Source organism: Kitasatospora sp. NPDC023385, assembly GCF_055664045.1.
This window is the reverse complement of sequence record NZ_JBVOOL010000001.1, coordinates 506,772-525,712: the sequence shown is the minus strand read 5'-3', so window position 1 is coordinate 525,712 and position 18,941 is coordinate 506,772. Positions and strand designations below refer to the sequence as shown.

General features: G+C 72.1%; 17 protein-coding genes. 11 read left to right on the top strand and 6 right to left on the bottom strand.

Going from position 1 to position 18,941, the window contains the following annotated elements:
• Nucleotides 1–52 precede the first annotated feature (52 nt).
• The 3 genes from AC0B61_RS02315 (at nucleotide 53) to AC0B61_RS02305 (ending at nucleotide 6,239) form a co-directional block, all read left to right on the top strand.
• Nucleotides 53–2,782: a beta-L-arabinofuranosidase domain-containing protein gene (locus AC0B61_RS02315; protein WP_471738841.1), complete on the top strand. Its 2,730-nt coding sequence runs from the start codon at nucleotides 53–55 to the stop codon at nucleotides 2,780–2,782.
• Nucleotides 2,783–3,088: 306 nt separating this feature from the next.
• Nucleotides 3,089–4,495, top strand: a complete 1,407-nt coding sequence (locus tag AC0B61_RS02310) for an APC family permease (protein WP_471738699.1) — start codon at nucleotides 3,089–3,091, stop codon at nucleotides 4,493–4,495.
• Nucleotides 4,496–4,601: 106 nt separating this feature from the next.
• The gene (locus AC0B61_RS02305; protein WP_471738698.1) at nucleotides 4,602–6,239 is read left to right on the top strand and encodes an amidohydrolase; all 1,638 of its coding nucleotides are present in this window, start codon (nucleotides 4,602–4,604) and stop codon (nucleotides 6,237–6,239) included.
• 253 nt (nucleotides 6,240–6,492) lie between these two features.
• Here the strand turns inward: AC0B61_RS02305 and AC0B61_RS02300 are convergent, their stop codons facing one another.
• Both AC0B61_RS02300 and AC0B61_RS02295 read right to left on the bottom strand, forming a co-directional pair.
• Nucleotides 6,493–7,197: a TetR/AcrR family transcriptional regulator gene (locus tag AC0B61_RS02300; RefSeq protein WP_471738697.1), complete on the bottom strand. Its 705-nt coding sequence runs from the start codon at nucleotides 7,195–7,197 to the stop codon at nucleotides 6,493–6,495.
• A 14-nt stretch (nucleotides 7,198–7,211) separates the two neighbouring features.
• Nucleotides 7,212–7,460 (bottom strand): hypothetical protein, encoded by a 249-nt coding sequence (locus AC0B61_RS02295; RefSeq protein ID WP_471738696.1) that lies wholly within the window; start codon nucleotides 7,458–7,460, stop codon nucleotides 7,212–7,214.
• A 157-nt stretch (nucleotides 7,461–7,617) separates the two neighbouring features.
• Here AC0B61_RS02295 and AC0B61_RS02290 point away from each other — a divergent pair, with 157 nt between their 5' ends.
• From AC0B61_RS02290 to AC0B61_RS02270, 5 genes are all read left to right on the top strand, one after another.
• Nucleotides 7,618–7,938, top strand: coding sequence for a hypothetical protein (locus AC0B61_RS02290; RefSeq protein ID WP_471738695.1), 321 nt, complete (start codon nucleotides 7,618–7,620; stop codon nucleotides 7,936–7,938).
• Nucleotide 7,939: 1 nt separating this feature from the next.
• Nucleotides 7,940–9,526 (top strand): peptidoglycan-binding protein, encoded by a 1,587-nt coding sequence (locus AC0B61_RS02285; protein ID WP_471738694.1) that lies wholly within the window; start codon nucleotides 7,940–7,942, stop codon nucleotides 9,524–9,526.
• 7 nt (nucleotides 9,527–9,533) lie between these two features.
• Nucleotides 9,534–9,962 carry a hypothetical protein gene (locus AC0B61_RS02280; RefSeq protein WP_471738693.1) on the top strand — a complete coding sequence of 143 codons (429 nt, stop codon included), beginning with the start codon at nucleotides 9,534–9,536 and terminating at the stop codon, nucleotides 9,960–9,962.
• Complete coding sequence (locus AC0B61_RS02275; protein ID WP_471738692.1) at nucleotides 9,959–10,402, top strand: protease inhibitor I42 family protein; 444 nt, start codon at nucleotides 9,959–9,961, stop codon at nucleotides 10,400–10,402. The genes AC0B61_RS02280 and AC0B61_RS02275 overlap by 4 nt, the downstream gene beginning before the upstream one ends.
• A 230-nt stretch (nucleotides 10,403–10,632) precedes the next feature.
• Nucleotides 10,633–11,934, top strand: coding sequence for a YhgE/Pip domain-containing protein (locus AC0B61_RS02270; protein WP_471738691.1), 1,302 nt, complete (start codon nucleotides 10,633–10,635; stop codon nucleotides 11,932–11,934).
• Nucleotides 11,935–11,962: 28 nt separating this feature from the next.
• Here the strand turns inward: AC0B61_RS02270 and fdhD are convergent, their stop codons facing one another.
• Both fdhD and AC0B61_RS02260 read right to left on the bottom strand, forming a co-directional pair.
• A complete protein-coding gene (gene fdhD / locus AC0B61_RS02265; RefSeq protein WP_471738690.1) occupies nucleotides 11,963–12,877 on the bottom strand; it encodes a formate dehydrogenase accessory sulfurtransferase FdhD in 915 nt (304 codons plus the stop codon).
• A gap of 283 nt (nucleotides 12,878–13,160) precedes the next feature.
• A complete protein-coding gene (locus tag AC0B61_RS02260; RefSeq protein ID WP_471738689.1) occupies nucleotides 13,161–13,628 on the bottom strand; it encodes a GreA/GreB family elongation factor in 468 nt (155 codons plus the stop codon).
• 252 nt (nucleotides 13,629–13,880) lie between these two features.
• Between AC0B61_RS02260 and AC0B61_RS02255 the strand changes: the two genes are divergently transcribed.
• Entirely contained in the window at nucleotides 13,881–15,323 is a 1,443-nt protein-coding gene (locus tag AC0B61_RS02255) for a glyceraldehyde-3-phosphate dehydrogenase (protein WP_471738688.1), read from the top strand.
• A 185-nt stretch (nucleotides 15,324–15,508) separates the two neighbouring features.
• Nucleotides 15,509–16,033 (top strand): SRPBCC family protein, encoded by a 525-nt coding sequence (locus AC0B61_RS02250; RefSeq protein WP_471738687.1) that lies wholly within the window; start codon nucleotides 15,509–15,511, stop codon nucleotides 16,031–16,033.
• Here the strand turns inward: AC0B61_RS02250 and AC0B61_RS02245 are convergent.
• Complete coding sequence (locus tag AC0B61_RS02245) at nucleotides 16,007–16,915, bottom strand: alpha/beta fold hydrolase (RefSeq protein WP_471738686.1); 909 nt, start codon at nucleotides 16,913–16,915, stop codon at nucleotides 16,007–16,009. The genes AC0B61_RS02250 and AC0B61_RS02245 overlap by 27 nt on opposite strands.
• A 138-nt stretch (nucleotides 16,916–17,053) precedes the next feature.
• A complete protein-coding gene (locus AC0B61_RS02240) occupies nucleotides 17,054–17,644 on the bottom strand; it encodes an RNA polymerase sigma factor (protein ID WP_471738685.1) in 591 nt (196 codons plus the stop codon).
• A gap of 255 nt (nucleotides 17,645–17,899) precedes the next feature.
• Between AC0B61_RS02240 and AC0B61_RS02235 the strand changes: the two genes are divergently transcribed.
• Nucleotides 17,900–18,667 (top strand): hypothetical protein, encoded by a 768-nt coding sequence (locus AC0B61_RS02235; RefSeq protein ID WP_471738684.1) that lies wholly within the window; start codon nucleotides 17,900–17,902, stop codon nucleotides 18,665–18,667.
• Nucleotides 18,668–18,941: the final 274 nt, after the last annotated feature.

Sequence of the window (18,941 nt, the reverse complement as noted above, 5' to 3'; positions counted from 1 at the left end):
TAACAACGCCCGCGCACGGTGGCCCCCTCCCGAAAGGACCAGGTCAGCCATGCTGCCCCCTCCCCTGAGCCGCCGCAGTCTGCTCAAGGCGACCGGCGCCCTGGCCGTCGCGCCGGCCGTCGGTCTCGGCCTCGCCGCCCCGGATGCGCAGGCCGCCGCCGTCGGCACCACGACGCTGCCGTTCGACCTCGGCCAAGTCCGGCTCACCGGCGGCCGATGGCTCGACAATCAGAACCGGACCGTGGCCTACCTGCGCTTCGTCGACGTCGACCGCCTGCTGTACAACTTCCGCGCGAACCACCGGATGTCCACCAACGCGGCCGTCGCGCCGGGCGGTTGGGACGCCCCGGGCTTCCCCTTCCGGACCCACGTGCAGGGCCACTTCCTCAGCGCCTGGGCCCAGGCCTACGCCGGACTCGGCGACACCGTCTGCCGCGACAAGGCCGACCACATGGTGGCCGAACTGGCCAAGTGCCAGGCCAACAACGCCGCCGCGGGATTCACCCCCGGCTACCTCTCGGGCTTCCCCGAGGCGGATTTCACCCAGCTGGAGTCCGGCACGCTCCAGAACGGCAACGTCCCCTACTACTGCGTCCACAAGACCATGGCCGGTCTGCTCGACGTCTGGCGCCTCACGGGCAGCACCCAGGCCCGGGACGTGCTCCTGGCGCTGGCCGGCTGGGTCGACCAGCGCACCGGCAAGCTCGGGTACAGCCAGATGCAGTCACTGATGGGCGTCGAGTTCGGCGGGATGAACGAGGTCCTGGCCGACCTCCACCTGCAGACCGGGGACGCGCGCTGGCTCACGGTCGCCCAACGCTTCGACCACGCCGCCGTGTTCGACCCGCTCGCCGCGGGCCAGGACCAGCTGAACGGCCTGCACGCCAACACCCAGGTGCCCAAGTGGATCGGCGCCGCCCGCGAGTACCGGGCCACCGGAACCGCGCGCTACCACGACATCGCCTCCCACGCCTGGACGACCTGCACCACCTCGCACAGCTACGCCATCGGCGGGAACAGCCAGGCCGAGCACTTCCGCGCCCCCGACGCCATCGCCGGCTACCTGACCAACGACACCTGCGAGCTCTGCAACTCGTACAACATGCTCAAACTCACCCGCGAACTGTGGCAGTTGGAACCCCAGCAGGCCACGTACTTCGACTTCTACGAGCGCACCCTGCTCAACCACGTCGTCGGCGCCCAGAACCCCGCCGACCCCCACGGGCACGTCACCTACTTCACCCCGCTCAAACCCGGCGGCCGCCGCGGCGTGGGCCCCGCCTGGGGCGGCGGCACCTGGAGCACCGACTACGACACCTTCTGGTGCTGCCAGGGCACCGGGATGGAGTCCAACACCAAGCTGGCGGACTCCGTCTACTTCCACGACGGCACCACCCTGATCGTGAACCTGTTCCTGCCCACCGTCCTCAACTGGACCGAACGCGGCATCACGATCACCCAGTCCACCGCGTACCCCGCCGAGGACACCACGACGCTCCGGGTCACCGGAAGCGCCGACGGCACCTGGTCGATGCGCATCCGCATCCCCGCCTGGGCCGCCGGCGCCACCGTGAGCGTCAACGGCACGACACAGAACACCGCCACCACGCCCGGCACCTACGCCACCGTCACCCGCTCCTGGACCTCCGGCGACACCGTGACCGTCAAACTCCCCATGCACACCGCACTCCGGGCCGCCAACGACAACCCGGACATCGCCGCGATCACCTACGGCCCCGTCGTCCTGTGCGGCAACTACGGCAGCACCGCCCTCACCGACCTGCCGGCCCTCGACCCGGCGTCCATCGCCCGGACCGGCACGACCGGGCTCGCCTTCACCGCGACCGCCAACGGCTCGCCCGTCGCCCTGACCCCGTTCCACGAGGCGCAGGGCTTCAACTACACCGTCTACTGGAACACCAGGAGCACCGGAGGTACCGGGAGCACCGGCAGCGCCGGATTCCGCCTGCTCAACGCGGCCAGCGGACTGGTGCTCGGCATCCGGGACATGTCCACGGCGGACGGCGCGTCCGCCCTCCAGTGGCCCGACTCCGGCACCACCGACCACGACTGGGTGCCCGTGGCCGACGGCACCGCGCTGCGCCTGCGCAACGCCAACAGCGGCAAGGTCCTCGGCGTGCAGAACATGTCCACCGCCGACAACGCCCCGGTGCTCCAGTGGTCGGACACCGGCACCGCCGACCACCGGTGGTCCGTCGTCGAGGCGGCCGACGGCGCGTACGAACTGCGCAACGCCAACAGCGGCAAGCCACTCGGCATCGCCGGCGGCTCCCTCACCCAAGGAGCCCTCGCCGTCCAGGCCGCGGCCGACGGCACGGCGACCAGCCGGTGGTGGTTCGTACCGAGCGGCACCCGCCGCATCCAGAACGTCGCCAGCGGACTCCTGCTCGGCATCCTCAACATGTCCACCGCCGACGGCGCACCGGCGATCCAGTGGGACGACAACGGCACCGCCGACCACCTGTGGACCGCGGCCATCGACACCGGAGGCTACCTGCGGCTGCGAAACTCCAGCAGCGGCAAGGTACTTGCCGTGGAAGGCGCCGGCACCGCCAACGGCACCCGGATCGTCCAGCAGACCGACGACGGCACCGCCGGCCACCGGTGGCGCCTACGACACGGCGGCGGCGACACCTTCCGCATCCAGTCCGCCACGAGCGGCCGCGTCCTCGGCGTCACCGGCGCCTCCACCACCCCGGGCGCCCAGATCCTCCTGTGGGACGACAACGGCACGACCGACCACCTCTGGCGCTTCCTCTGATCCCTGAGGGCGCGCACAACGCCGGGGGCCCACGACGCTGTTGCGTCGTGGGCCCCCGGCGTTGGAAGGCCCGGTCTCCCCGCCGCCCCGCCTTCCCGCCTTCCCGCCTTCCCGCCTTACGACAACGGCATTGACGTGTGGGGGCGCCGCCGGTTTCATGGCTCGCACCCCGCACGCGCCTTCCCTCCGGCGCGTGCGTTCCCCCACGCGTGCACCCCCCACGACCAAGGCGGTGATCCGTTGGCATCGACGGTGAAGGACACGGGCAGCGGCCCGAGAGCGAACGCGGGCGGATCCCCCGCCGGCATGCAGAAGTCCATCGGCCTGCTGGACGGTGCGGCGATCGCCGCCTCCAGTACGGCTGCCACCAGCAGCATCGGGATCGGCCTGGGCCTGATGGCCGGGGTGGTCGGCCTGCACCTTCCGGCGATCATGCTGCTGGCCTTCCTGCCCGTGCTCGCCATCGCTGGCGGGTACGGGCGGCTGAACGCGGTGGAGCCGGACGCCGGCAGCAGCTACCGGTGGGTGGGGCGGATCCTCAACCCCTGGCTGGGGTTCCTCACCGGGTGGGTGAACACCGTCGGGACCGTGGTCTTCATGGCGTACACCACGACCGTCACCGGCTCGTCGGTCGTGCAGCTGCTCGACCAGGCCCACCTGCGCAGCGTCGCGGGCCTGCGGCTGGACGCGGACTCGACCGTCCAGTGCACCCTGCTCGGGCTGGTGGTCCTGGTCGGTGCCGCGCTGGTCGCGGTGCGCGGGCTGGACCTGGCGGCCCGGCTGCAGAAGGCGCTGCTGGTGTTCGAGTACGTCGTGCTGCTGGGCTTCTGCGGGTACGGGCTGTTCGCGGGCGACCAGCCGTTCTCGCCGCAGTGGTTCAACCCCTTCGACATCCCCTCCTTCGACGCCGTCGCGCAGGGCATGGTGCTGGCGGTGTTCTGCTACTGGGGCTTCGAGTCGGTGTTCAGCGTCGGCGAGGAGGTGCGCGACCCGCGCGACGCCTCCCGGGGCGGCATGATCGCCCTGGTGGTGATGATGCTGTTGTTCCTGCTCGCCGGCACGGCCTTCCAACGGGTCCTTCCGCCCGGCGAGTTGGCCGACAACGGCGCGCACGGGCTGGCCTACTTCGGGGCCAGGCTCGCCCACCAGCCGCTCGCCGCGCTCCCGTTGATCGCCCTGATGTTCTCCGCGGTGGCCTCGCTGCAGTCCTCGGTGATCCCGACCGCCCGCGGCATGTACGCGATGGGGCGCGACGGGGTGCTCGGCCCGGTCTGGACCCGGCTGCACCCCCGGCACGCCACCCCCGCCGTCGGCACCCTGCTGATCACCGGCATCGCCGCCGCGCTGGCCCTGGCCTCGGTCGCCATCCCGACCGTCAACGACCTGATCTCGGCCGCCGTCAACGCGATAGGCATCATCGTCGCCCTCTACTACGCGCTCACCGCCATCGCGGCCGCCGTACGGTTCCGCGGACTGCTGCGGACGAACCCCGTGGAGGGGCTGCGCGCCGTGGTCGGCCCGCTGTTGGGCGCGGCGGCACTGCTCGCCGTCGGCGGCTACCTCGCCTGGAGCTTCTACGACTCCGCCGACCACTTCGAACTGTCCGCCGGCAACGGGTGGTTCGAGCTGACCGTGGTGACGCTGATGATCGTCAGCGGGCTGCCGGCAGCGGCCTGGGCCCGCTGGCGGCGGCGCTCACCGTACTTCCGGTGAGGAGGAAGCCGTCGCCGCCCCCCACGCCGGCAGGGCAGTGGCAGAGCAAGAACACAGCGCCAACAGAGCAGCAACAGGCACGAGAAACAGGAACGGAGCGCCACCCATGACCGAGGCCGACCTGGTCTTCACCAACGGGCCCGTGCACACCGGCGACGCCGCCCGCACCCGGGCGAGCGGCCTGGCGGTGATCGGCGAGCGGATCGCCGCCGTCGGGCACGACGAGGTCCGCGAACTGATCGGGCCGAGGACCGAAGTCGTGGACCTCACCGGCAAGCTACTGCTGCCCGGCTTCCAGGACGCGCACATCCACGCGGTCTTCGGCGGGGCCGAGTTGGCCGCCTGCGACCTCACCGGGACGGTCGGCGTCGACGACTACCTGGAGCGGATCCGGGCGTACGCCGACGCCAACCCCCGGCAGGAGTGGATCACCGGCAGCGGGTGGTCGATGGAGAGCTTCGACGGCGGCCTGCCGACCCGCGGCCTGCTCGACGCCGTCGTCCCCGACCGGCCGGTGTACCTGACCAACCGGGACCACCACGGCGCCTGGGCCAACACCCGGGCGCTGGAACTCGCCGGCCTCACCCGGGACACCCCCGACCCCGCCGACGGGCGGATCGAGCGCGAGGCCGACGGCACCCCGAGCGGCATGCTCCAGGAGGGCGCCACCGCCCTGGTCGCCCGGCTGGTGCCGCCCTCCACCGCCGCCGACCGGCTGGACGGGCTGCTGCGCGCGCAGCGGCTGCTGCACTCGCTCGGCATCACCGGCTGGCAGGACGCGCTGCTCGGCGAGTTCAACGGCCAGCCGGACCCGTCCGACGCCTACCTCGCCGCGGCGCGCTCCGGCCGGCTGACCGCCCGGGTGACCGGCGCGCTCTGGTGGCAGCGCGACCAGGGTTCCGAACAGATCCCCGAACTCGTCCGGCGGCGCGAGGAGTTGAGCCACGGGCGGTTCCGGGCCGGCTCAGTGAAGATCATGCAGGACGGCATCGCGGAGAACTTCACCGCCGCGATGACCAGCCCCTACCTGGACGGCTGCGGCTGCGCCACCGCCAACTCCGGCCTCAGCTTCGTGGATCCGGCCGCACTGCGCGGATACGTCACCGAGCTGGACGCGCTCGGCTTCCAGGTCCACTTCCACGCCCTCGGCGACCGGGCTGTCCGGGAGGCACTGGACGCCGTCGAGGCCGCCCGGACCGCCAATGGGCGGAGCGGAGCCCGGCACCACCTCGCCCACCTCCAGGTGGTCCACCCGGACGACCTGACCCGCTTCGCGCGACTCGGGGCGATCGCCAACATCCAACCGCTGTGGGCCGCCCACGAACCGCAGATGGACGAGCTGACCATCCCCTTCCTCGGCCCGGAACGCGCCGCCTGGCAGTACCCCTTCGGCGACCTGCAGCGCGCCGGCGCCACCCTGGCGGCCGGCAGCGACTGGCCGGTCAGCAGCCCGGACCCGCTGGCGGGCCTGCACGTGGCGGTCAACCGGAGCGAGCCGGGGGCCACCGACGGGCGGGTCTTCCTCCCCGAGCAGCGGCTCGACCTCGGCACGGCGATCGCCGCGTACACGGCCGGGTCCGCGTACGTGAACGGGCACGACGACGCCGGCGTACTGGAGGCCGGGCGGCTCGCGGACCTGGTCGTCCTCGACCGGGACATCCTCACCGGCCCGGCTCACGAGATCGCCCAGGCCCGGGTGCTGCGTACCTACGTGGGCGGAGAGCCGGTGTACGCGGCGGACTGAGCCGGGCCGCGGTGCCCGCCGGCCGCGGTGCCCGCCGGTGGTGGCCGCCGGTGGTGGACCGCATGGGCTCGCGCACGGCGTCAGCGCTCCGGCCGACGATCACGATTCGACGTGGTGCTGCGCCATGTCGAAGTCGTCGCGGAGGCGATGCCATCGCCCTCGACAAGGAGTATTTCTGGTCCCTCCCGCCCGATGAGCTGTATGAGGTCGTCAAGAGCTACGAGTCGCTGCTTCGCCGCGAACCGAGTTGGCGTCAGAGCGAGGCTGCGAGCCGGGCCCCGGCGGCGTCGAGGAGGAGGTCCAGGGCGTACGGGTAGCCGCTGCGGCGCATGTCCGTGGTGAGGAGGTGGGCGGTGGCGGCGATGTGCGGGTGGGTGGCGGCGTCGAGCTGGGCGTAGGAGGCCTGCCAGACCTCGAGGTCGGCGGTCGCGGCGGCGGCGGGGAGGGCCAGGGCGGCCGCGTCCAGGGCGGCGAAGCCGAGGCTCTGGTCGACGAAGGCGTGGTAGATCCGGACGGCTTCCGGGTCCGGGAAGCCGGCGGTGCGCAGGATGCCGAGGATGGTTTCGACGGCGGCGATCTCGTGGGTGCGGCCGGTGGTGCGGTGGGCGGCGAGCAGGGCGGCCTGCGGGTGGGCCTGGTAGCTGGCGTGGATGCGCAGGCCGATGGCGCGCAGGTCGGCCTGCCAGTCGCCGGTCGGCTGCCAGCCCTGCTGGGCGCGGCCGATGAGTTCGTCGGCGATGGCGATCAGCAGGTCGTCGGTGCTGTGGAAGTAGCGGTAGACCGCGCTCGGGTCGGCGCCGAGCGCGGCGCCGAGCCGCCGGACGGTGAGCGCTTCGGCGCCGTGCTGTCCGACCAGCCGGATCGCGGTGTCGACGATGAGTCCGGCGGAGAGGACGGTGCCCTGCTTGGTGGGGCGCCGCCGTTTCCGGCGGGGTTCCGGGACTACGCGGTCGCTCATGCCCGCAGGCTACGTCAACGAGGTTGACGTAGAGAAGGGCTGAGGCGAAAGCGGAGGAAGTCCGGGAGCCCCGGGGAAGGTGGACGGTTCATCAGGTCCACCACGGTCACCAGGTCCACCACGTTCACCACGTTCACCACGTTCACCACGTTCACCACGTTCACCACGTTCACCACGTTCACCACGTTCACCACGTTCACCACGTTCACCAGGTTCACCAGGTTCACCAGGTTCACCAGGTTCACCAGGTTCACCAGGTTCACCAAGGAATCCTCTTGATCCTGTGATCGTTCCGCGCAGATCGGGCGGGTTGTGCGACCAGCCTTTCAAGCCGGTGTCCAGGCCTCCGGGTGGCGGCAGAACTGCCGCTATGCTGACCGCCGGTCTGCGCGGGGCGGGCCGGGGATCGGGGGACGGCTGATGAGTGGCGACGGTGCCGGGGCGGGCTTCAGCGCCCACCCGGACAAGCTCGGGGACGCGGGTGACCAGTTGATCGCGGCCAGTACGGACGTGGGCTCGGTCAAGGACGCGCTGGGCAAGCTGGGCATGTCCGGCGACGGGACCTTCGGCGAGTACGGCGCGGGCGACGCGGCCAAGGCGTTCTGGACGGCCTGGCAGGACGAGCTGGGCGTCAACGTCGACGCGCTGAACGACCTCGGCGGCAAGGTGCACACCACGGCGGCCAACTACAGCACCACCGACCACGGCGTCGGCCAGCAGTACCAGCAGCAGGGGGCGTGACGTGCCCGACCACAGCATCGACCCGCTCCGCCCGTTCGGGAACCTGGGCAACCAGCGCGAGCAGGCGGAGCGGCTCAAGAAGACCATCGACGACTCGCACGGCATGTGGGGCGCCGGGGACCTCAAGTACGCCGTCCACGACGCCCTGCAGCTGCCCGCCCCCAAGGGCGACCCGGGCAAGCTCGGCCAGCTCGCCACGTCCTACACCACGGCGTGCAGTCAGCTGGACGAGATCCAGGTGAAGGTGGCCCGGGTCGGCGCCGAGCACCTGCCGGACGCGTGGACGGGGCAGGTCGGGGAGAAGGCGGCCGAGGTGGTCAAGGCCTCCGCCGACGACCTGACGCGCTGCCGCGACATGCTCGGCAAGGGCCGGGACCAGCTGAACACGCTGGCGTCCGCGCTCAGTGAGGCGCAGGCGCTGCACGGGCAGGGCCACGAGCCGTTGAGCGAGGCGCTGAAACTGCTGCACGACATCACCGTCGCGGGCGCGCCGGACCCGATCAACTGGGACGACGACAAGATGCACACCGCCCACGGCAAGGCGAAGGACGGCATCAAGTCGATCTTCGATGCCGCGGTGAAGGCCGAGGACGCCGGCCGTGCCGCCGCCCGCGAGCTGAACGCTCTGGCGGACAAGGCACTGGCCGCCCGCTTCAAGAACAAGGGCCTGAGCGCGGCCGACAAGCTGGTCATCGCGGACGCGGAGGTCGCCGGCAGCGACCAGTTCGGCAACATCCTCACCGCCAACGACGTGACCCGGGCCGGCCAGTTCATGGACAAGATGAGCGACGCCGACCGCGCCCGCTTCGACCAGCTGCTGGCCGGCAGCAAGTCCCCCGAGGAACGCGCCTACCTGATGAAGGCGCTGGCCGCCGGGCACAGCTACGACGAGGTCAAGGCCTTCGACGACCAGATCCACGACCACGCCGGCGACCCGTCCTGGCTGGCCCAGCGCCTGTCCCCGGTGCAGATCGACTCCACCTCCGGGAACAAGTCGGACACCTCCTACCTGGGCGTGGCGTGGAACCAGGGCGACAAGCCGACCTGCGTGGCCGGCTCGACCGTCACCGCCCGGGCCATCGTCGACCCGCTCTTCTCCCTCCAGCTCACCACCGGCGGCCACCCCGGCGACCCGAAGTACGACAACGGCCAGGCCGCCTACGACCGCTGGCTCAAGGAGACCGACCGCGTCTACGACACCAAGAACTGGTGGAACGAGTGGCAGGACGGCATGAGCAACGGGGAGTCCAAGGACGCCGCCAACGACGAGATCGGCAAGCACACCGGGGCCGGCTACCACACCGTCGACCTGGAGGGCCCGGAGCAGCGCAAGGACGTGCTGGCCCAGGTCGAATCGGCGGTCGACCAGGGCAAGCCGGTGCCGATCGGCGTCAAGGAGGACACCTGGTTCCGCCCGGACGGCCACCAGATGATGATCATCGGGCACCGAGGCGACCAGCTGGAGATCTACAACCCCTGGGGCTACACCACCTGGGTGAGCGAGAGCGACTTCGTCAACAACCACATGGAGGGCGCGGCGAAGGGCGGCAACATGCCGATCGCCGACCACGTCCAGATGCCCAAGTGAGGCCCCAGTGAGCACCACCCCCCAACCGTCCCCCCAACCGGCTCGGCAGCCGGCTCCGCAGCCGATGAGCGACGCCCGGCTGGCCGAACTGGACGTCGAGGTCCTGCTGCGCTTCGGCCTCCCGAACCCGGGCCCGCACCGCTCCACGCTGTTCGGCGACGGCGCGGTGGCCGCCGCGATCACCGTCGACCGGCTCGGCGTCCTGCCGCGCGCCCTGGTCTTCCTCGGCGAGGTGGTCCGCTCCGGCGGCACCCGCTACGCGGCCGCCCTGCCCGAGCCGCTGCCCGCACCGGCGGCCGCGGTGGCGCGCGGCTGGCTGGAAGCGGCCGCGATGGTCGTCGGGGACACGACCGGGGACCTGCTGGTCGCCCGGTGGCTGGAGGCCGTCGCCGCCGTCCTGGCGCTGCGGGTCACCCACCGGGAGGCGAACCCGTGACCTGGCGCCGGATCCTGATCGCGGCCGTCGCCCTGCTGGCCGTCGCGGGCGTGGCGGGCGCGGTGGTGGTCCACAAGATGACCACGGGCAAGCTCGACCACGGCACGGTGTTCACCGCGACCTCCGGCGACCTGGCGGTCAAGCCCGGCGAACTGTTCTCCGTCGAGGTCAGCGCCCACCGGGTCACCGGCCAGATCTGGACGGTCGCCGACCCGGCGCCCGACCCGGCCGCCGTGGGGACCGTGGGCGACGAGTACGTGAAGAACTTCGGCCTCAAGGACCTCGTCGGCGCGACCGGCTCCGCCGGTTCCGGCGGCCGCTACTACTTCGTCTTCCGCGCCGGCCCGAACCCGGGCCGCACCACCATCACCCTGCACAACCCCAACCACGCCGGCGCCGGCGACCAGGTCGAACGGCACTTCACCGTCGACGTCCGCTGACCCGCGTCGAGGGCGGGGGGCGTACGGCGGCGCGGGCTGACGGGTAGAGGTGGGTACCGGCCCGCCCGGGCGGTCGGGCACGCCGCCGCGCTGTCCAGGCAGCCCCGCCCGCACCCTCGCCAGCCCCCGGCAGCCACCCGGGTGACGCGGGTTTGGCCCTCCGGCCGCTACGGAACGACTACCCGCCGTACCCACAGCGGCACCGGTTGTGCCCGAACCCGAGGGGTGGCATGGCGACCACAGGCTCCCAGGAGGCTCCCCGCCAAGCGAGGGCGCTGGCGCTCGCGCGGAACCCGAAGCTGTGGCTCTTCCCGGGAATCCTGTGCGGCCTGCTGGCCGTCGTCCTCTCGCTGCTCTACATGGGCGGCATCGTCAACCCGACCGGGCACCTGCACCGGCTGCCGATCGCCCTGGTGAACGCCGACCAGGGCGCACCGCCACCCGGCCAGCCGGAGAACCTCGGCACCCGGCTGACCAGGGCGATCGTGGCCGGCACCCCCGCCGGCACCGTCGCGTGGCGGCAGGTCGACGAGGCCGGGGTGCGCGACGAGCTCGCCTCCGGCAAGGTCTACGGCGCGCTGCTCGTCCCCAAGGACTTCACCGCCGCCGCCACCGCGCTGGTCACCGGCGGAGCCACGGAGCGGCCGACCGTCACTGTGCTGACCAACCCCGGCCTGGGCAGCCTCGGCTCCTCGCTCGCCGCACAGATCGCCCAGAACGCCGCCCACCTGGCCTCCCAGGCCGCCGGCCGGGAACTGCTGGCCGCCCTGCCGGCCACACCCGCCCCGGGACCGGACACCGGAGCCACCGCCCGGCTGCTGCTCGCCGACCCGATCGCCGTCACCACCCAGGTCGGCCACCCGATCGGCAGCCACAGCGGACTCGGCCTGAGCGCGTTCTACTTCACGCTGCTGGCCGTCCTGACCGGCTTCATCGGCGGCAACATCATCCACAACGGCGTCGACGGCGCGCTCGGCTACAGCGACAGCGAGATCGGCCCCTGGCACACCCGCCGCCCCACCGTCCCGATCAACCGGACCCAGACCCTGCTGCTCAAGATGGTCATGACCGCCGGCATCATGCTGATCACCACCTCCCTGGTGCTGCTGTGCACGGTCGGCATCCTCGGCATGGACGCCCCGCACCAGGCGATGCTCTGGCTCTTCGCCTTCTGCGCGAGCCTCGCCGTCGGCCTCGGAGTGCAGGCGATCAACGCCGCGTTCGGCGGGATCGGGCAGCTGGTGTCGATGTTCGTCTTCATCGCGCTCGCCCTGCCGTCCTCCGGCGCGACCGTCCCCCTGCAGGCGGTGCCCGGCTTCTACCGATTCCTGAGCGTCTTCGAGCCGATGCGCCAGCTCAGCGACGGCATCCGGGCGATCCTGTTCTTCGACGCCCGGGGGGACGCCGGGCTGGCCCGCGGCTGGGTCATGATCGCCATCGGCGTGGTGCTGGCCCTGGCGTTCGGCTTCGGCATGACCCACTACTACGACCGCAAGGGCCTGCACCGCTGGACGCCCCAGCCCACGGACTGACGACGCCGAGGGCCGCCGGCCTCGTCCTCTACTCGGCCGCGTCTGCGATCAGGGCCTCGTTCTTCCCGTTCGCGTTCTCCTGGGCTTTCGCGTTCGCGTTCTCGTTCTTGCTCGCGTCGGGGAGTCGGATGCGGTCGGTGCGGGTGTACACGTTCATCGAGTCGCCGCGCAGGAAGCCGATCAGGGTCAGGCCGCTCTCCTCGGCGAGGTCCACAGCCAGCGAGGAGGGCGCGGAGACCGCCGCGAGTACCGGGATCCCCGCCATCACGGCCTTCTGCACCAGCTCGAAGGAGGCCCGGCCGCTGACCATCAGCACCGAGCCGCGGGCCGGCAGCAGGCCCTCCCGCAGGGCGTGACCGACCACCTTGTCCACGGCGTTGTGCCGGCCGACGTCCTCGCGCAGGCAGAGCAGCCGCCCGTTGGCGTCGAACAGTCCGGCCGCGTGCAGGCCGCCGGTGCTGTCGAAGACCTTCTGGGCGGCGCGCAGCCGGTCCGGCAGGGCCGCGAGCAGTTCGGGGGTCACGCGCAGCCCGTCCTCGGCGACGCTCCAGGGCGCGGTCGTGCGCACCGCGTCCAGGCTGGCCTTGCCGCACAGGCCGCAGGAGGAAGTGGTGTAGAAGTTGCGCTCCAGCGAGGCGTCGGGGGCGGGCACACCGAGGGCGAGCACGACGTCGACGATGTTGTACGTGTTGCCGCCGTCGGCCGTGGCGCCCGCGCAGTAGCGGATGCCGGTCACCTGGTCGGCGGCGTGCACCACGCCCTCGCTGACCAGGAAGCCGGCCGCCAGGTCGAAGTCGCTGCCGGGAGTGCGCATGGTCACGGTCAGCGGCCGCCCGTCCACCCGGATCTCCATCGGCTCCTCGGCGGCCAGGGTGTCGGGGCGGTACGAGGGCGTGCCCTGGCGCAGGCGTAGCACCCTGCGCGGTACGGTCACTCGGCCCATGGTCGTCGGCTCCTAGCGGGTGGTCGGTACGAACAGCGCGTCGCGGCGGTCGCCGTCGTGGTGGTCGCCGTCGTGGCGATCCCCGTCGTGGTGGTCCCCATCGTGGCGGACTCCATCGTGACGGACTCCACGGATGAATCCTCGCGCGTTTCGCGTCCACAGTCGGCCACCGAGTAATGCCGGCGCCCTGGCCGGCCTGGTTTCCTGACCGGAACCCACGACCGCACGATCGGGACTCCCGATTCGACGTGCGGCCACTGACCTCCCAGGCCAAGCCACAGGGCTAAGCCTGGTCGCCGACCGCCAGGACGACGGCACTCGCCGCGCCGCCCGGCGTCTCGTACCTCACCGTCTCCCCGACGTGCCGCCCGAGCAGCGCCTTCCCGAGCGGGCTGTCGGCCGTCACCAGCGTCAACTCCCGTTCCTCGGCGAGCTCCGCGATCTCGACGGTCTCCTCCGCCCCGTCCGCGAACCGCACGGTGACGGTGGATCCCATCCCCACCACCTCCGTGGACGGCGGCCCGGCCACCGACGCCTCCCGCAGCCGCTCCTCCAACTCGGCGATCCGCCGGTCCAGCCGCGTCACCTCCGACGCCCGCTGCAACTCGTCCGCCGCATCCGCCCGGTCCCCCACCGGCTCCACGCCCCGTAGCGTCGCGGCCACCTCCCCCCGATCCGCCCGCAGCTGCGCCAACTCCTCCTGCACCGCACGCAGGCCCTCAGCACTGATGGGTTCGGGACCACCGGTCATTCCTGCTCCCGGGTCTCTCGCGCAACGCTCAAACACCGGCCGCCTCCCATTACCCCACCCCACCCCACCCCGGGCAACTCCGCCCGGGCACCGGGCCTGACGGGGTGGCGGTGATCACCTTGCGGCGTGGGGCGCCGAGGGAAAGCGCAGGTCGGGGGCCGGGGGGTCGGGGCGCAGGGTGGGACCGGCCGCTGGGGCGCGAGCGGGCGAAGCTACCATGTGGGCAACACCCTCAGCTCGAAAGATGGACTTGTGACTGTCAACGACGACGTGTTCACGGACTGGAAGAACCGCGAGGAGATCGCGGAGTCGATGATCCCGATCATCGGGCGACTGCACCGGGAGCGGGACGTCACCGTGCTGCTCCACAGCCGGTCCCTGGTGAACAAGTCGGTGGTCAGCATCCTCAAGACGCACCGTTTCGCCCGGCAGATAGCGGGCGAAGAGCTCTCGGTCACCGAGACGATGCCGTTCCTGAGCGCACTGACCACCCTGGACCTCGGCCCCTCGCAGATCGACATCGGCATGCTCGCCGCGACGTACCGGGCGGACGACCACGGCCTGTCGGTCGAGGAGTTCACCGCCCGGGCCGTTGCCGGCGCCACCGGTGAGAACAAGCTGGAGCGCCGGTCCGCCCAGGACGTCGTGCTGTACGGGTTCGGCCGCATCGGCCGACTGGTCGCGCGGCTGCTGATCGAGAAGGCCTCCGGCAACGGCCTGCGGCTGAAGGCCATCGTCGTGCGCAACGGTGGTGGCGACGACCTCGTCAAGCGGGCCTCGCTGCTGCGCCGTGACTCCATCCACGGGCAGTTCCAGGGCACGATCACCGTTGACGAGGCGAACAACAAGATCATCGCCAACGGCAACGAGATCGCGGTGATCTACTCCGACGACCCGACCAAGGTCGACTACACGGAGTACGGGATCAAGGACGCGATCCTGATCGACAACACCGGCAGGTGGCGTGACCGCGAGGGCCTGTCGAAGCACCTGCAGCCCGGCATCGCCAAGGTCGTGCTGACCGCCCCGGGCAAGGGCGACGTCCCGAACATCGTGCACGGCGTCAACCACGACATGATCAAGCCGGACGAGCGGATCCTGTCCTGCGCCTCCTGCACCACCAACGCCATCGTCCCCCCGCTGAAGGCGATGGAGGACGAGTACGGCGTGGTGCGCGGCCACGTGGAGACCGTCCACTCGTTCACCAACGACCAGAACCTGCTGGACAACTACCACAAGGCCGACCGCCGCGGCCGCTCGGCGCCGCTGAACATGGTGATCACCGAGACCGGTGCCGCCTCGGCCGTCGCCAAGGCCCTGCCGGACCTCAAGGCGAAGATCACCGGCAGCTCGATCCGCGTGCCGGTGCCGGACGTCTCCATCGCGATCCTCAACCTCCAGCTGAAGCGGGAGACCAACCGCGAGGACGTCCTCGAGTACCTGCGCAACGTGTCGCTGACCTCGCCGCTGAAGCGCCAGATCGACTTCATCGACTCGCCCGACGCGGTCTCCAGCGACTTCATCGGCTCGCGCCACGCCTCGATCGTCGACGCCGGCGCGACCAAGGTCGAGGGCGACAACGCGATCCTGTACCTGTGGTACGACAACGAGTTCGGCTACTCGTGCCAGGTCGCCCGGGTCGTTCAGTACATCTCGGGCGTCGAGTACCCGACCTACCCGGCTCCGGCGGTCTGATCGGGCTGAGTGGGTCGCGCGGAGTCTGCGCGGATTGCGCGGATCGCGCGGATTACGCGGACTGTCGGCGGGGCGGTGACCGGTTGGTCGCCGCCCCGTCGGCGTTCCGGGGGGCTGGGGGCGGTACCGTGCCGGGCGGGCTTCGGGCTTCGGGCTTCGGGCTTCGGGCGTTGGGAGGGGTGGGGATGGTGGACGGGTGGCCGACGGTCGAGCTGGATCCCGTGCGGCGGTTGAGGGTGCTGGCAGCGGCCGGGGCCGGGCGCCCGCTGTTCGCCGAACGGCGGCTCGCGGCCGGGTTCGACGCGGTGTGGTCGGTCGCGAGTGACCTGTCCGGTGAACTGCCCGGGCTCATCAGTGGATTGCGCTCCTTCGAGGTCGGGCCACCGGGGGATGCCGGGCCGTCGCGGGGCGAGGCGGTCGGCGGGGACCGGCTGGAGGGGATCGCGGTCAGCACGATCGGGCACCGGGAGCGGTTCGAGATCGTGCTGCGCAGCGGATGGTGCCTGATGCAGAGCCGGGTGCTGCTCGGTGGGATGGCCGCCGTGCCGGAGGGCGACGGGACGCGCTTCGCCCTGCTCGCGACGCTGCGGTTGCCCGGCGCGGGCCCGGTGCAGCGTTTCTTCGGCGGGCTCGCCGACCGGCGGGGCGAGGCGCTGCTGGACCGGCTGGAGGGGAGGGTCGGGTCAGGGGGCGACTCGGCGGTGGAATAGCCGGCGGGCGGCGGCGGCGACCTCTTCCGGCCGCTCGTGCGGCAGGAAGTGCCCGCAGCCGGGCAGGATTTCGGCCCGCAGATCGTCCGCCCGCGCGCCGACGGGGGAGAGCAGGGCGGGGCGGATCACCGGGTCCTGTTCCCCGCCGAGCAGGAGGGTGGGGACGGTCAGCCGGCGGTGCCGGTAGCGGCCCAGGGCGAGGCGGGGGATGTCCCGGGCGACGAACCCCCAGTGCAGCCGTTCGGCGGCGTAGGCGGCGTCGGGGGTGCTGCCCGCCGCCGTGTACTCGGCCAACACATCGTCGGTCCAAGGGCTTTCGTCGGTGACGGCCCGCCGGAGGAGGTGCGTCAGGAGGCCCGGGTAACGGCGGACCACCCGACGGCCGACGCCCGGGTACTCCAGCAGCGCCGTGTACCAGAACCGCCAGGCCGTACCGAGCAGGACGCGCTGTCGCGGCCAGGGGTGGGTCATGTTGAGCGCGAGCAGGCCGGTGAACCGCTCCGGTGCGCGCAGCGCCAGCTCGAAGCCCGTCCAGGCGCCCCAGTCGTGACCCACCAGGCCGACACGTTCCAGGCCGAGCCGGTCGAGCGCGGAGAGCACGAGACGGGCCCGGTCGTCGGTGGTGTATCCGGTTCGGCGCGGGGCCTGCGACCAGCCGAAGCCGGGAAGGTCGAGGCAGAGCAGGCGGAACTCCCCGTCGAGCAGCGGAAGTACGTGCCGCCAGGCGTACCAGTGCTGGGGGAAGCCGTGGAGAAGCAGCAGTGGGGTGCCGGTGGCGGAACCGGTCTCGGCGACGTGCAGTCGGGTGCCGTCGGCGTCGACGTCGTGGTGCCGCACGCCCGGGAGTTGGGGGAGGGGGCGGCGGTTGGCGGGGTCGGTCATCGGGGCCTCTCTTCCGGCTGCCGGGTGGTGTTCCCGGAGGCGACGGGGGTGCGCTCGCGGAAGACGGATCGTCTTCCGGGATAAGAGAGGGCGGGGGAGGGGCGGACAATCCCTCGGACCGGCGGGAATTTTGGAAGGTCAGCTCTCCTCGCTGATCCACGCGGTGCGGAAGCCCCGGCGGGCGCGGAAGAGTCGTGAACGTACGGTGCCGAGGGGAAGGTCGAGGATCTCGGCCACCGATCGCTCGTCCAGACCCTCGACGTGGCGGAGCGTCAGGACTGCCCGGTGGTCCGGTGGCAGGCGTTCCAGGACGTCGCGGATGTCGGCGGCCAATTCGCCGTCGCGCAGGTCAGGCCGGTCGGTGCTGTCCGGGGTGGCGGCACGGACGAGGGAGACAGCACCTCGGCTCGCGAACCGGACGGCCTCGCGCGCGGCGATGGCCCGGGCCCAGCCGAACAGCGCGCCGGGGGAGTCGAGGTGGTGCAGATTCCGGACGATCGCGATCATCGCCTCCTGGGCGGCATCGGGTGCGTCCTGCAGGGCGATCGGCGCGCAGACCCGGCCGACGTACGGCATCAGGAGACCCACCAGCTCGTCCAGGGCGAGGGCGTCGCCCTGCTGGGCCGCCCGGACCAGCGGGGCCGGGTCCGGGCGTCGATTGCCCGTGCCTGTCGTGCCTGTCGTGTCAGCCGTATCTGTTGTACCTGTCGTGCCTGTCGCGTCCGTCATGTCGCCCCCGTCGGCGGTCGTCGCACCCAGGGGGACGGTACTGGACGGGGGTGGGGTGAGCGGTGGGGTGGGGTGTCGGGTGGGTGGGGCCGGCGGGTGGTGCGTTGGTGGTGCGGCCGTGGTGCGGCGGTGGGGCGCGGTTCGGGGTCCGGGGCCCGACGGCGGGTGGGGGCGGAGCTGCGGCTATGTTGAGCGGGCACTGACAGTCGGAGGGAGCGGGCGATGGGGATGGGTGGTCGGCGAATAGCCGCCGGGGTGGCGACCTGGGTACTGGTGGCAGTACTGGCCGGGTGCTCCTCCGGGGGGTCGAAGGACGTCAAGGGAGCAGCCTCGGGGACGCCGGGTGCGGCGGTCGCGACCACCGCGGCGGCCGCCGGCACGGCAGCGGCGACCGCGCCCGCCGCCGACGCGCCCTCGTCGGCGCCGGTCGGGGCCGGTGCCGCGTCCGGGGCGGCCTCGGCTCCTGCGGGCGCGCCGACGCCGGCCGCCGCGGAGACGCCCGGGGCGGACCTGGAAGGCGCGCTGCTGGACGACAAGGTGGTCGGCCAGGTGCTGCCGGACACGAAGACGATGGCCGGATGGCAGGAGGAGAAGCGCAAGATCGACACCGCCGACCACGCCGTCACCTGCACCACCGCCACGCCCTGCACCGGCAAGCCGCTCAGCGGGTCGGTCCGCTTCGCCTCGGGCGACGTCGTCACCCGCTTCATCGTGGAGACCCTGCCCAGCCGGGATGCGGCCAAGAACCGGCTGAAGGAGACGTACACCTCCTACGCCGCCGGGCCGTTCAAGAAGATCGACACCCCGGCGCTGGGCAGCGAGAGTCAGGCGTTCCAGGGACCGCTGGCCGAGGGCGAGGGCGTCGGCATCGTGGTGCGCTCCGGCACGGTGGTGGCGAGCGTGACCACCGAGGGCGGCCCGGTGGACGTGGCCGCGACGCGGCGGTTCGCGGTGATGCTGGTGAAACGGATCGAGCAGGCGCAGGCGGGCAAGGTGCCGGACGCCGGGCTGGGCCTGGCCTGACGGCGGCCTGGTGCGCCGTGGTCGGGGCGGCCGGACTGCCTGGACTGCCTGGACTGCCCCGGCGGCGTTGATGGTCCGCGCCCACGCCCCCATCACGACCTGATCGAGGGGCTGCCCGAGCCCGCCGCCGACGCGTCCGCGCGCTTCGAGGCGGCGGTCGGCGCCTACTGCCGGGTCGCTGTCGAGCTCGGCTCAGCCCGTCGGTCCGCCACGCCCGCCAGTACACCGCCGACACTGCCGACGCCGCAGCCGGTCGGCGATGGATCCGGTTTCC

Bases quoted from the DNA above. Each gene is read 5' to 3' on its own strand.
- AC0B61_RS02310 (WP_471738699.1), top strand. From the start codon at position 3,089: ATGCAGAAGTCCATCGGCCTGCTGGACGGTGCGGCGATCGCCGCCTCC.
- AC0B61_RS02305 (WP_471738698.1), top strand. From the start codon at position 4,602: ATGACCGAGGCCGACCTGGTCTTCACCAACGGGCCCGTGCACACCGGC.
- AC0B61_RS02300 (WP_471738697.1), bottom strand. From the start codon at position 7,197: ATGAGCGACCGCGTAGTCCCGGAACCCCGCCGGAAACGGCGGCGCCCC.
- AC0B61_RS02290 (WP_471738695.1), top strand. From the start codon at position 7,618: ATGAGTGGCGACGGTGCCGGGGCGGGCTTCAGCGCCCACCCGGACAAG.
- AC0B61_RS02270 (WP_471738691.1), top strand. From the start codon at position 10,633: ATGGCGACCACAGGCTCCCAGGAGGCTCCCCGCCAAGCGAGGGCGCTG.
- fdhD (WP_471738690.1), bottom strand. From the start codon at position 12,877: ATGGGCCGAGTGACCGTACCGCGCAGGGTGCTACGCCTGCGCCAGGGC.
- AC0B61_RS02260 (WP_471738689.1), bottom strand. From the start codon at position 13,628: ATGACCGGTGGTCCCGAACCCATCAGTGCTGAGGGCCTGCGTGCGGTG.
- AC0B61_RS02250 (WP_471738687.1), top strand. From the start codon at position 15,509: ATGGTGGACGGGTGGCCGACGGTCGAGCTGGATCCCGTGCGGCGGTTG.
- AC0B61_RS02245 (WP_471738686.1), bottom strand. From the start codon at position 16,915: ATGACCGACCCCGCCAACCGCCGCCCCCTCCCCCAACTCCCGGGCGTG.
- AC0B61_RS02240 (WP_471738685.1), bottom strand. From the start codon at position 17,644: ATGACGGACGCGACAGGCACGACAGGTACAACAGATACGGCTGACACG.